Raw genomic sequence first — 12609 nt, 5'->3', positions numbered from 1 at the left:
TATTATTATTATTTGAAGAACTTCTATAATTTGTGTTACTCGTTTCTTTTTGATTTATTGGTGCGCGTCTTTCATTCGTAGTAGTTCTTCTGTTTTCAGTATTGTAATATCTATTTGTAGAAGGTTGCGAACGAGTATCAACAATATTTCTAATGGTTCTTGTTCCTGTTGAAGAACTTCTAATATTGGAACTCCTTACAGGTTGTCTGTAATTTCTTGTATTTGAACTCCTAGAAGTTTCATCAATTCTTCTTGAAGTTGAATTTACATTTCTTGTACTAGTTTGTCTTGTTGTAGTACTTCTTCTATTTATTATTGGTGAAGTAGTAGCATTTGATCGTCTTGTATTTGTATTGTAAGTTGTTCTTTTTCCGTAATGGTCATATCTATTATACGGAATAGAGTTATTGTAATAATCATAACGAGAATAATCATAATAAGGGTAATAACTTCCATAATAACTAAATTGGTAAAAAGGAGTATCATAACCATAGTAATAATATGGATTATTAAATCTCCAAGGTGAATAATAATTAGAATAGTATGGGTAATAATTATTGTATGAATAGTAAAAAGGACTATACCAATAATAACCGGAACTTGCATAACCAGAATTTATGGTAATTACTACATTATCAGTATACTCCCAAGGAGCATCATAATCATTATAAATAGTGTCGTTTTCAACTTCAGCATCGTCATAATAATATTCATCAATATTAGTAAAAGTATCATCTTCATTTAAATTTTGAAGATCTTCAAGTTGACGAGAAAAATAATCTTTATCAAAATTAGAGTTGTTTTCAACAATAATTACTTCTTGTTGGTTTTGATTGGCTGATGAAGAATAAATTCCATCATTATCATTATTGTAAGCACTTTGATAAGTCCCACAAGAATATAAACTTGCCATCAGCACTACTAAAAGACTAATTTGTGAGTTTTTTCTGTTAATTATTTTTGAAACTTCCATAATCAGTTGTAATTTTTATTGTTGAACTATTTAAAAAGAATTAGTTTTGTCGAAATTAATCTTTTTATTATAAAAAAGGAGCAATATTTATGCCAAACATTTAATTATGAGTAAGAAATTAACAAAGAGAGAAGAGGGCTATTCAAAATGGTATAATGAACTAGTTGTAAAGGCAGATTTAGCCGAAAATTCAGGGGTAAGAGGTTGTATGGTTATAAAGCCATATGGTTATGCAATTTGGGAAAAAATGCAAGCTCAATTAGATAAGAGATTTAAAGAAACAGGTCATGAAAATGCATATTTTCCTTTATTTATACCTAAATCATTTTTAAGTAAAGAAGCAGCTCACGTAGATGGATTTGCAAAAGAATGTGCAGTAGTAACACATTACCGACTTAAAAATGCGGAAGATGGAAGTGGATTAATAGTTGATCCAGATGCTAAATTAGAAGAAGAATTAATAGTTCGCCCTACTTCAGAAACAATTATTTGGGACACTTATAGAAGATGGATTGAATCATACAGAGATTTACCTTTATTAATAAATCAGTGGGCAAATGTTGTTCGTTGGGAAATGCGTACTCGATTGTTTTTGCGTACTGCAGAATTTTTATGGCAAGAAGGGCATACTGCTCACGCAACCAAAAACGAAGCTGTAATAGAAGCTGAACAAATGTTAGATATTTATGCTGAATTTGCCGAAAAGTATATGGCAATGCCAGTTATAAAAGGATTAAAAACGGAGAGTGAACGCTTTGCAGGAGCTGATGAGACTTACTGTATTGAAGGATTGATGCAAGATGGAAAAGCATTACAAGCTGGGACTTCACATTTTTTAGGTCAAAATTTTGCCAAAGCATTTGATGTTCAATTTACTTCAAAAGAAGGAAAACGTGAATATGTTTGGGCAACATCTTGGGGTGTTTCAACTAGATTAATGGGAGCTTTAATTATGACCCACTCAGATGATTTGGGTTTGGTTTTACCTCCAAATTTAGCACCAATTCAAGTTGTGATAATTCCTATTCATAGAAATGATGAGCAATTAGATGCAATTTCTGAAAAAGTAAATGAAATTGTAAAAGAGTTGCGTGAAAAAGGAGTTTCAGTTAAATTCGACAATAGAACAACATACAAGCCAGGTTGGAAGTTCGCTGAATACGAATTAAAAGGAGTTCCATTAAGAATTGCAATGGGACCAAGAGATTTAGAAGAAGGTACGCTTGAGATTGCTCGTAGAGATACGTTAGAGAAGAAAAGTATTTCTCAAGATAATATAGTTAGTTATGTGGTTGAAACGTTAGAAGAAATTCAGAATAATTTATTTAATAAAGCATTAGATTATAGAGAGTCTCATATTACAGAAGTAAATACATTTGAAGAATTTAAAGATGTTTTAGAAAATAAGGCAGGATTTATTTCAGCTCATTGGGATGGAACTAAAGAAACTGAAGAAAAAATTAAAGATTTAACTAAAGCAACCATAAGATGTATTCCTTTAAACAATAAAATTGAAGAAGGAAAGTGCGTTTTTACTGGGGAAAAGTCATCTCAGAGAGTTTTATTTGCAAAAGCTTATTAATTTTTTAAAAAAAGTTTTGCAGATAAGAAAATAGTTGTATTTTTGCATCCGCAATGACGAAATACTGTCATCGCAAAAAACAAAGCGGTCCGTTCGTCTAGGGGTTAGGACGCATGGTTTTCATCCATGTAACAGGGGTTCGATTCCCCTACGGACTACAAGAAATTAATTAAAAAATTAAAAATGGCAAATCATAAGTCAGCATTAAAGAGAATTAGAGCAAATCGCGCAAAGCAGTTAAGAAATAAGTATCAGCATAAAACTACTCGTAATGCTGTAAGAGATTTACGTGCTTCGACTGAAAAGAAAGATGCTGAGGTATTGTATCCAAAAGTAGTTTCAATGCTTGATAGGCTTGCAAAAAAGAATATCATTCACAAAAAGAAAGCGAGTAATTTAAAATCTAAATTAGCAAAGTTCGTAGCTGCAATTTAATTTTAATACACATATATTATAAAAAAACATCCTATTTTAGGATGTTTTTTTTGTTTGATATCAATTTAAAAAATGGGCTTTACCATTCGTAAGATCGATTCGCATCTAATCTAATAAAAATGAATAGTAGCACCGTAAAACCCCATAGCGCTGATCCACCATAACTAAAAAAAGGTAATGGTATTCCTATTGTAGGTAACAAACCTAATACCATACCTATATTTATGGTAAAGTGAGTGAAAAATATAGCGGCGATACTGTAGCCATAAACTCTACTAAACTTTGATTTTTGTCTTTCAGCAATATGAATAATCCTTAATATAAAGAAGATAAAAATGAGGATAATTAATGTACTTCCAATAAAGCCCCATTCTTCACCAACAGTTGTAAATATATAGTCAGTTTGTTGCTCTGGTACAAAATTGCCTTGTGTACGCTCACCATCTAAAAAACCTTTACCAGATAAACCTCCAGAGGCAATAGTTGTAACAGATTGGTTTGTATTGTACCCAATACTTTTTATATCAGTTGTCTTACCTAATAAAATGTCAAATCTATCTCTGTGGCGTTGTTCAAAAACCTTATTAAATACAATATCTACACTAATAATAAAGGTTACAGAAATTAAATAGATACCTAAAATTTTAAGCCATCCTTTTTTTAACGCTTTTTTCCTATAAAAATTAAATAATAAGAGAATTACTAAAAATATTAATAAAGAACCTATAAGTACATATAAATACCCAAAATAAAGTGTAATTATAAAAAGAAATACAGCAACAAAACCAATTGTAATATAATAAACAGGTAATCCTTCTCTATACAATACAAAAATAAATGCAGAATATACGAGTGCTGAACCAGGATCTGGTTGTAAAGTAATTAGAATGGCAGGAAAAAATAAAATGAGAAGTGCTTGTACTTGAGTATTCCATTTTTTTAAGTTGAACTGTTTGTCGCTAACTAATTTTGCAATAGCTAATGAAGTTGCAGCTTTTGCAAATTCTGAAGGCTGAATACTAAGTCCGCCTAAATCGTACCAAGATGTAGCTCCATTAATATTTTTACCTAAAATAAAAAGACCTACTAAGGATATTAAACTTATTAAATATATAATTGAAGCATATTTTTCATAAAATTTAGCTTCGAACATTAAAATTAAAAGAATAATAGGAATACTAAATCCAATCCAAATAAGTTGCTTTCCATATTCTGTAGAAAAGTTAACTAAACTAATTGGCTCGTCTGTAACGGTTGCAGAATAAATATTTAGCCACCCTATAAAAATTAATACAAAATAAAAAAGGATAAGTATCCAATCAATTCCGAAAAATATATTAGTTTTTCTATTTCTCAATTTTTTTAGTTTCTATTAATTGTTTATCATATTCATCTTGTATGCTTCCATTAAACATTCTTTCTTCCTCCAGTGGCCTGCTAATTTTTCCTGTTAGATATTTTTCAATCATTAAAGTGGCAATTGGTCCAGCCCATCGTGATCCCCAATAGCCATTTTCAACAAATACAGCAATAGCAATTTTAGGATTATCTTTAGGTGCAAAAGCTATAAAAATGGAGTGATCTTGCCCATGTGAATTTTCAGAGGTTCCTGTTTTTCCACAAATTTCAATTCCTGGTACTTTAGACCAATGTGCTGTACCTCTAGGATTATCAATAACATTAAACAAACCTTCAATAACAGGATCAAAATGTTTTTTATCAATTGTTGTTTGGTTTGGAATTGTAAATTTTTTATCTAATACAATACCTTCAATAATTTTTGCAATATGAGGTGTAAAATAAAATCCTCTGTTTGCAACAGTTGCTGTCATATTTGCCAATTGAATAGGTGTAGTTAAAACTTCACCTTGACCAATTGCATTTGAGATGGTTGCTGTAGATCTCCAACGACCATTTGGATACACTTTATTGTAATAATCTCCATTTGGAATAAATCCTTTTTGTCCAACGGATAAATCATTATTTAAATATTTCCCTAATCCAAAACTCTCAGCATGCTTATTCCAAATATTCATTCCTTCAGTAGGAGTTGGGTATTTTTCTATAACTCTTCTGTAAACAGTTGAGAAGTAGCTATTGCAAGATCTGTAAATAGCAGTATTCAAGTCAATTGGATATCTAGTTCCACAATGGCATTTCATAAACGAACCTGCCCCTGAACCATATTTATAGCCACCAAAACATAATGTAGTAGTAGCAGGAGTTATTACATTTTCTTGTAAAGCTATTAAAGAAGATATTACTTTGAAAGGTGATCCTGGAGGATACTGGGCTTGCAACCCACGGTCTAAAAGTGGGCGGCTAATACTATCTAAATATAATTTTGTAAAATTTGCAGAGCGCTCCCTTCCTACCATTAAATTTGGATTATAAGTTGGCATAGAAATTAATGCTAAAATTTCTCCAGTTGAAGGTTCTATAGCAACAATACCACCTCGCTTATTAGCCATTAGAGCTTCACCATATTGTTGTAATCGAGAATCAATAGTTAATGTTATGTCTTTCCCAGGAATAGGTAATGTATCATAAATTCCATTTTTATAAGAGCCAATTTCTTTGTTAAAACGATCTCGTTGTATATATTTAACACCTTTGGTACCTCTTAAAATATCTTCATAAGTTTTTTCTACTCCTGCAGTTCCTATTAACTCACCTAATTGATACTCAGGATTTTTCTTAATTAAGCCCTCATTTACTTCACTAATATAACCTAAAACATTGGGTGCGGAATTTATAGGGTAGTCTCTTAATAAACGTTTTTGAATATAAAATCCTTTAAACTTATGCATTTTCTCTTGTAAATATGCATAATCATTTTTAGATAATTGAGCTAAAAATATAGATGGAATTCTTGTGGAATAATGTTTTGCTTTATTGATTTTTTTTATAAAATCGTCTCTATTAATACTTAATAAAGAACAAAATTCAGTGGTATCCATAGGTTTTACTTCTCGGGGAATTACCATAATATCATAAGATAATTGATTGGAGACTAGTAAAATACCATTTCTGTCAAATATGTAACCTCTTTCGGGATAGTCATACATTATTTTTACTGCAGAATTATTTACTGTAGGTTTATTATATGTATTACTTACTACTTGCAAATAGAAGAGCCGAATTATAAAAATTATTCCTATAGAAATAATTAGAAAAAATAATAACCCAGTTCTTTTCATGTGTTTTATGTTACTGTTTTTTTATAGGTTACAAGCAATTATTTTTAGTTTAATAAAGGTAGTAACATGTGTTCGTGTCATTTAGTTTTTTTAACAAATAGTTGTATTCCTAAAATACTTATAAGTATAGTAAATATACTTGTGAAAAAAGTATTGGAAATTATAGTTGTAAAATCACTAAGGCTAAAATATTCAAGCGAAAAAACTATAAAATGATGTATTACTGTTAACGTTGCTATATATAAAAATATTTTGTCGAATGAAATAGTTCTTAAATTAAAAAGGAGATAATCGAAATCTGACTTTCTCAAAATAGCTTTTAATATAGGGAGTCTAATAAATGCAATAAATACCATTGCAGCAGCATTAATACCACCTGAATCTGAAAAAAAATCTATTGAAAGTCCCAATAAAAAACTGGTGAATAATATTAAATTTTTATTTTTTTTAATTGGAAATAAAAACACCCAAACAATATATATAAGTGGATTCAAATACCCAAATAAGTCTATATGATTAAAAATTAACACTTGTAAAAGCACTAAAACTATAAAGCGAATACTATTTGAGAGTATTAGATTATTCATTAGTTGTATTTTGTTCTAATTGGTTTTGTTCATTCTTTTGAAGATTTTTCACTATCTGAACATAACCAATTGAACTCATATCATTAAATAATAACACATTTATTTGTTGATATTGATTATTTTCAAAATTAAAATCTTTTATAACACCAATATTTATGCCTTCAGGAAATATGGCCGATTTCCCTCCTGTTATAATAGTATCACCAATCTTTATTAAGGCTTGTCTTGGGATGTCCATTAGTTGAGTTGTAGTGTGTGTTTTTCCATTCCAAGTTAATGTACCAAAATGATTACTATTTTTTAAACGAACATTTATTTTTGAAGAACTGTTTAAAATAGAAAGTACGGTACTATAATTTGATGATACGTTTTTAATTACACCAATTATTCCATTGCTATTTATAACTCCTAAATCTGAAGTTAATCCTTGGTTTGTTCCTTTATTGATTGTTAAAGTATTGTTCCTTTTTGTGAAATTATTATTGATAACTTTAGCAGATAAATACTCATATTTTTGAAAGTACTTGGTAGAATCTATTACTTGATAATTTTCAAGAGAGTAATTAATTTCTTTTTTATCTAGTAGGTTTTTCAAACGTACATTTTCTTCAATTAAGAGTTTGTTTTCAGTTTTTAAAAGAAAAAATTCATTAATTGAGTTTATTTTAGTGTAGAAACCTCCAGTAAGCAAATTTGCTGAATTTACAAATTTACTGGTATGATATGAATGGTATTGAATGGTAAATGTAATAGCTAAAATTTCTAACAGTAAAAACAGCAGAAAGTTTCTGAATTTTCTAAAAAAGTAAATTATTTGCTGCATACATTAACTAAAAACAGTGAAACTATTTCATTAATACATTATGATATTTATGTAGATCTTTTAGTGCAATTCCAGTACCTCTAACTACAGCTCTTAAAGGATCTTCTGCAACATATACAGGTAAATCAGTTTTTCTAGAGAGTCTTTTATCTAAACCTCTAAGCATAGATCCACCACCAGCTAAATAAATTCCAGTATTGTAAATATCAGCAGCTAATTCAGGTGGTGTTTTAGATAAAGTTTCCATAACAGCATCTTCAATTCGTAAAATAGATTTATCAAGTGCTTTTGAAATTTCTCTAAAAGAAACTTGAACTTGCTTTGGTTTACCACTTAATAAATCTCGCCCTTGAACAAGCATGTCTTCAGGTGGAGTTTCTAAATCTTCAGTAGCTGCACCAACTTGAATTTTAATTCTTTCAGAAGTGCGTTCTCCAACATATAAGTTGTGCTGAGTTCTCATATAATAAGCAATATCAGAAGTGAAAACATCACCAGCAACTTTAATAGATTTGTCACAAACAATACCTCCTAAAGCAATAACAGCAATTTCAGTTGTACCACCTCCTATATCAATAATCATATTTCCTTTAGGTTGCATAATATCAATTCCAATCCCTATAGCTGCTGCCATTGGTTCATGAATTAAATAAATTTCTTTGGCGTTCATATGCTCAGCTGAATCAATTACAGCACGCTTTTCAACTTCAGTAATCCCAGAAGGAATACAAATTACCATTCGTAATGAAGGTGAAAAAAACCTTTTTTTTATGTTTGGAATATTTTTGATAAACTCTTTTATCATCTGTTCTGAAGCTTCAAAATCAGCAATAACACCATCTTTTAAAGGGCGAATTGTTTTAATATTTTCATGAGTTTTTCCTTGCATTAAACTAGCTTGTTTGCCAATTGCAATTATTTTCCCTGTATTTCTATCTCTTGCTACAATTGAAGGAGCATCAACAACAACTTTGCCATCATGAATTATTAGTGTATTTGCAGTACCTAAATCAATGGCAATGTCCTCAGTCATAAAGTCGAAAAAACCCATACTATATTAATTATTTTTTATTTTAAAATCAGAATTGCACAAAGTTACTAAAATTAGTGTTTAAAATGACGTGTCCCCGTAAATATCATTGACATTTTATGGCTGTTACAATAATCAATAGATAATTGATCTTTAATGGAACCTCCCGGTTGAATTACAGCTTTAATCCCTTCATTATGTGCTATTTCAACACAATCAGGAAAAGGGAAAAATGCATCACTTGCCATAACAGCTCCATTTAAATCAAAATTAAAATGTTTAGCTTTAGTAATAGATTGATTTAAGGCATCTACACGGCTTGTTTGACCTGTTCCACTTGCACAAAGTTGTTTGTTTTTTACCAAAACAATGGTGTTTGATTTGGTATGTTTACAAATTTTAGATGCAAAAAATAAATCTTCCAATTCTCTATCAGACGGCGCTACTAAAGTTGAAGTATTAATAACGGCTGAATTATCAGTTTTATTGTCTTTTTCTTGAAACAGTACACCGTTTAATGCAGTTCTATATTGAGTTTGTGGTAATTCAATATTTTTTTGAATTAGAATAATTCGATTCTTTTTACCTTTTAATATTTCTAAAGCTTCTTTATGATAGCTAGGTGCAATAACAACTTCACAAAACAGGTTATGGATTTCCGAAGCTGTTTCAGCATCAATTTCTTTGTTTGAAATTAAAACACCTCCAAAAGCCGATGTTGGATCGCCAGCTAATGCATCAATATATGCTTGTTTTAAAGTCTTTCTTTGTGCTAATCCACAAGCATTATTATGTTTTAAAATCGCAAAAGTTGGAGGGTCGTTTTTAAATTCAGTAATTAAATTTACAGCAGCATCCACATCTAACAAATTATTGTATGAAAGTTCTTTCCCATGAAGTTTTTCAAATAAAGCATCTAAATCTCCAAAAAAGTATCCTTTTTGATGTGGGTTTTCTCCATAACGAAGAGTTGAAACTGTATCAAAGCTTTTTCTAAAAGCAAGTTCTTCATTATTTAAATAGTTGAATATAGCAGTATCATAGTGACTTGAAACGGCGAAAGCTTTAGCTGCAAAATTTTTGCGTTGCTCAATAGTTGTGTTACCATTGTTATCTGTCATTATTTGTAAAAAAGCATCGTATTGATTCATTGAAGAAACACAAATAACATCTTTAAAGTTTTTTGCTGCGGCTCTAATTAGTGAAATACCTCCAATATCAATTTTTTCAATAATATCTTCGTCTGAAGCACCACTGGAAACAGTTTTTTCAAATGGATATAAATCTACTATTACAACATCAATTTCTGGAATTTCAAATTCATTTAGTTGAGTTATATCATTTTCATTTTCACGTCTTGCTAAAATTCCACCAAAAACTTTTGGATGTAATGTTTTTACTCTTCCTCCTAAAATTGAAGGATATGAAGTTAAATCTTCAACAGGTATTACATTAATACCTAGGTCTTTAATAAATTTCTCAGTGCCACCTGTAGAATAAATAACGATTCCTAGATTATTTAATTTTTCAACAATTGGTTGTAAACCATCTTTGTTAAATACAGAAATAAGTGCTGATTTTGCTTTTTTTGATGAATTCATTTGCTATGCTGTTAGTTTCGGCAAAGCTAATAATTATCAGTAGTTTAACAATGCTAAACAACTATTAATTTTGGTTTGTATCTTTAATTTTTGAATAAAAATTTTCAACCATTTCATTATAGTTTTCTGGGATGTTTTTACGACGATTTTTTAGTAAAAATTTAGAGAAAAAAGATGTTTTTTTTAAGTAAGAGTCGGAGCTATTGGTTTTTTTAAAGGGGAATTTTATCATTTGCAAGAAAAAGTTTTAATTTAAAGAAGGTTACTTTTTCATAGCAAATTTAAAAAACAAATATATACAATACTTTTTTGTTAAAGTAATAATAAATTAAAAAATGAGATATTTTATTGTTTTACCTTTTACTAAATAAAGTTAAAATAATTTAGCAACTTTTTCACATACAAACTCTAGTAATAATTCATCATTTTCAGAAAAAGGATTTACAGTGTGTGAATCAATATCAATTTGACCAATATTTTCATTATTTACAAAAATTGGAATTACGATTTCACTTTTAACTTTAAATCCACATGAAATATAATTATCTTGTGCTTCAACATCAGGAACTACAAAATTTTGATTGCTTAAAGCTACTTGCCCACAAATTCCTTTTCCAAAAGGTATAATAATATGTTCGGTAGGTTCACCAGCAAATTCTGCTAACCTTAATTCTTGTTTATCACCATTTTTAAAATAGAAACCAACCCAATCATAATATTCAATTTCTTGCTTTAATAAATCACAAATTAATTGAAGTTTTTTTGAAACTGTATTATTGCTTTCAGTTAGTGTTGTTATAGATTCTTTTAATTCAGAAATGTTCATATAAAGTTGTAGTTTTATGCAAAATTAAAATTCTTTTTTTGTGAATAGCAATAAAACAGTAATATTATTTATAATTAAATTTTTTGGGACGTATGTGCTGCTTTTTTTAATTTATTCACTCTATTTAAATAAAACACAAAAAACTTCTGATGTGTTTTCTTGTGCTCCAATTACCAAAATTGTTGCAAAACAAACAGAAATTGTATTAAATACTTTTGGTTATAATGCTAAAATTGAACAACATACGGAAGAGGTTTCTGTAAAGTTATTTATAGATAATAAGTTTATTGCTCGTATTATTGAAGGGTGTAATTCAATTAGTATTATTATATTATTTATTTCTTTTATTGTAGCATTTTCAAGTAATTTTAAAACAACATTTTTATTTATAGTATTTGGAAGTTTACTTTTGTATGCAACGAATGTTTTTAGAATTGTGATAATTTCTATTGCTTTGTACAAGTATCCTCAATATGAATATGTATTGCATGATATTTTATTTCCTTTAATAATTTATGGAACTACATTTTTGCTTTGGTTTATTTGGGTTCAAAAATATTCAGGATTAAAAAAATGAAAAAACCACTTCAAATACTATTAATAGGTGTGTTATTTTTAATACTAGTTGCTGTTAGAGCTTTTGTGCAACCTTATTTTTATGATCCTTTGATTGAATACTTTAAGAGTGATTATCTTCACTCAGCATTTCCTCAACTTAATTTGCCCCTTTTTTTTCTTAATATATTTTATAGATATGCCTTAAATACAATGATATCTTTAGCTATTATCTACTTATATTTTAAGAATTTAAATATTCTAAAGTTTTCTCTTCAATTTTACGTAATTGCATTTGTACTATTAAGTATACTATTGTTTATACTGTTAAAATTTAATTTGGGGCAAGGATATATGCTTATTTTTTATGTGAGAAGGTTTTTAATTCAACCATTATTTCTGCTATTATTATTACCAGCTTTTTATTATCAAAGATTGATTAAAAAAAGGAATTTTAAAAAAAGGAAATTATAAAATGATAAATTGTCATTTTTTACTATTTTAGTCAATTATATAAATTATAACTATAAAACTAATAAATTAAAATTATGAAAAAAGGAATTTTTGTATTAGCAGCAATTTTCTCATTTGCTGTTTTGTTTACGGCGTGTAAAGAAACTAAAAAGGAAGAGGTAAAAGAAGATGTTAAGATTGAAAGTCATGAGGGACATGACCATGAAACAGAAGCTACATCAGATGTATATCAATGCCCAATGGATTGCGAACATGGAAAAACATATGAAGAAGTTGGTTCTTGCCCAGTTTGTAAAATGGATTTAAAAGTAAATTCTGCAGAGAAAAAAGAAATGAAACATGCAGATAATTGTAAATGTAAAGAAGCTGGTGAATGTACTTGTGAAGGTGATGTATGTGAATGCCAATCTGAAATGGCTTCAATGACAAAAGAATGTAAAATGTGTGAACCTGGAAAGTGTGAGCGTAAATCTTAAACTGAATTTATTTTAAATAATTCAATAAACATAAAAAAATCCGATGC

At 28.9% G+C, this 12609-nt stretch carries 12 protein-coding genes, 1 tRNA gene and 1 pseudogene; 6 read left to right on the top strand and 8 right to left on the bottom strand.

Annotated features, from left to right (window positions below; genetic code table 11):
- A pseudogene (locus ABY863_RS04780) lies at positions 1-973 on the bottom strand (hypothetical protein); the annotation flags it as partial.
- A gap of 106 nt (positions 974-1079) precedes the next feature.
- On the opposite strand from ABY863_RS04780, the gene proS reads away from it, so the two are divergent.
- The 3 genes from proS (at position 1080) to rpsT (ending at position 2990) form a co-directional block, all read left to right on the top strand.
- Positions 1080-2555 (top strand): proline--tRNA ligase, encoded by a 1476-nt coding sequence (gene proS / locus ABY863_RS04775; RefSeq protein WP_372793123.1) that lies wholly within the window; start codon positions 1080-1082, stop codon positions 2553-2555.
- An 86-nt stretch (positions 2556-2641) separates the two neighbouring features.
- A tRNA-Glu gene (locus ABY863_RS04770) sits at positions 2642-2713 on the top strand.
- Between the two features lie 25 nt (positions 2714-2738).
- A complete protein-coding gene (gene rpsT, locus ABY863_RS04765) occupies positions 2739-2990 on the top strand; it encodes a 30S ribosomal protein S20 (RefSeq protein WP_372793122.1) in 252 nt (83 codons plus the stop codon).
- A gap of 79 nt (positions 2991-3069) precedes the next feature.
- Here the strand turns inward: rpsT and rodA are convergent, their stop codons facing one another.
- From rodA to ABY863_RS04730, 7 genes are all read right to left on the bottom strand, one after another.
- On the bottom strand, positions 3070-4347 hold the full coding sequence (rodA, locus tag ABY863_RS04760; RefSeq protein WP_372793121.1) for a rod shape-determining protein RodA: 1278 nt from the start codon (positions 4345-4347) through the stop codon (positions 3070-3072).
- Positions 4337-6190 carry a penicillin-binding protein 2 gene (mrdA, locus tag ABY863_RS04755; protein ID WP_372793120.1) on the bottom strand — a complete coding sequence of 618 codons (1854 nt, stop codon included), beginning with the start codon at positions 6188-6190 and terminating at the stop codon, positions 4337-4339. The genes rodA and mrdA overlap by 11 nt, the downstream gene beginning before the upstream one ends.
- Before the next feature lie 77 nt (positions 6191-6267).
- Positions 6268-6777 carry a rod shape-determining protein MreD gene (mreD, locus tag ABY863_RS04750; protein ID WP_372793119.1) on the bottom strand — a complete coding sequence of 170 codons (510 nt, stop codon included), beginning with the start codon at positions 6775-6777 and terminating at the stop codon, positions 6268-6270.
- Positions 6770-7600 (bottom strand): rod shape-determining protein MreC, encoded by an 831-nt coding sequence (gene mreC, locus ABY863_RS04745; protein ID WP_372793118.1) that lies wholly within the window; start codon positions 7598-7600, stop codon positions 6770-6772. Before mreC ends, mreD begins: the two co-directional genes overlap by 8 nt.
- A gap of 22 nt (positions 7601-7622) precedes the next feature.
- Complete coding sequence (locus ABY863_RS04740; RefSeq protein ID WP_299527670.1) at positions 7623-8651, bottom strand: rod shape-determining protein; 1029 nt, start codon at positions 8649-8651, stop codon at positions 7623-7625.
- Positions 8652-8704: 53 nt separating this feature from the next.
- Positions 8705-10231 carry a bifunctional phosphoribosylaminoimidazolecarboxamide formyltransferase/IMP cyclohydrolase gene (gene purH, locus ABY863_RS04735; protein WP_372793117.1) on the bottom strand — a complete coding sequence of 509 codons (1527 nt, stop codon included), beginning with the start codon at positions 10229-10231 and terminating at the stop codon, positions 8705-8707.
- Positions 10232-10604: 373 nt separating this feature from the next.
- Positions 10605-11057, bottom strand: a complete 453-nt coding sequence (locus ABY863_RS04730) for a GAF domain-containing protein (RefSeq protein WP_372793116.1) — start codon at positions 11055-11057, stop codon at positions 10605-10607.
- A 40-nt stretch (positions 11058-11097) separates the two neighbouring features.
- Here ABY863_RS04730 and xrtF point away from each other — a divergent pair, with 40 nt between their 5' ends.
- The 3 genes from xrtF to ABY863_RS04715 all read left to right on the top strand — a co-directional run bounded on the left by xrtF (position 11098) and on the right by ABY863_RS04715 (position 12562).
- Positions 11098-11634, top strand: coding sequence for an exosortase family protein XrtF (gene xrtF / locus ABY863_RS04725; protein WP_372793115.1), 537 nt, complete (start codon positions 11098-11100; stop codon positions 11632-11634).
- Complete coding sequence (locus tag ABY863_RS04720) at positions 11631-12086, top strand: exosortase F system-associated protein (RefSeq protein ID WP_372793114.1); 456 nt, start codon at positions 11631-11633, stop codon at positions 12084-12086. Before xrtF ends, ABY863_RS04720 begins: the two co-directional genes overlap by 4 nt.
- Positions 12087-12160: 74 nt before the next feature.
- A complete protein-coding gene (locus ABY863_RS04715) occupies positions 12161-12562 on the top strand; it encodes a heavy metal-binding domain-containing protein (protein WP_372793113.1) in 402 nt (133 codons plus the stop codon).
- Positions 12563-12609: the final 47 nt, after the last annotated feature.

The sequence above is a fragment of the Lutibacter sp. genome (genome assembly GCF_041562875.1).
Taxonomy (GTDB): Bacteria; Bacteroidota; Bacteroidia; order Flavobacteriales; family Flavobacteriaceae; genus Lutibacter.
This window is presented reverse-complemented; position numbering and strand designations above follow the sequence as displayed.

Excerpts from the sequence above, each read along its gene's own strand:
- proS (WP_372793123.1), top strand. The coding sequence starts at position 1,080 with ATGAGTAAGAAATTAACAAAGAGAGAAGAGGGCTATTCAAAATGGTAT.
- rpsT (WP_372793122.1), top strand. The coding sequence starts at position 2,739 with ATGGCAAATCATAAGTCAGCATTAAAGAGAATTAGAGCAAATCGCGCA.
- mrdA (WP_372793120.1), bottom strand. The coding sequence starts at position 6,190 with ATGAAAAGAACTGGGTTATTATTTTTTCTAATTATTTCTATAGGAATA.
- mreD (WP_372793119.1), bottom strand. The coding sequence starts at position 6,777 with ATGAATAATCTAATACTCTCAAATAGTATTCGCTTTATAGTTTTAGTG.
- mreC (WP_372793118.1), bottom strand. The coding sequence starts at position 7,600 with ATGCAGCAAATAATTTACTTTTTTAGAAAATTCAGAAACTTTCTGCTG.
- ABY863_RS04740 (WP_299527670.1), bottom strand. The coding sequence starts at position 8,651 with ATGGGTTTTTTCGACTTTATGACTGAGGACATTGCCATTGATTTAGGT.
- purH (WP_372793117.1), bottom strand. The coding sequence starts at position 10,231 with ATGAATTCATCAAAAAAAGCAAAATCAGCACTTATTTCTGTATTTAAC.
- ABY863_RS04730 (WP_372793116.1), bottom strand. The coding sequence starts at position 11,057 with ATGAACATTTCTGAATTAAAAGAATCTATAACAACACTAACTGAAAGC.
- ABY863_RS04720 (WP_372793114.1), top strand. The coding sequence starts at position 11,631 with ATGAAAAAACCACTTCAAATACTATTAATAGGTGTGTTATTTTTAATA.
- ABY863_RS04715 (WP_372793113.1), top strand. The coding sequence starts at position 12,161 with ATGAAAAAAGGAATTTTTGTATTAGCAGCAATTTTCTCATTTGCTGTT.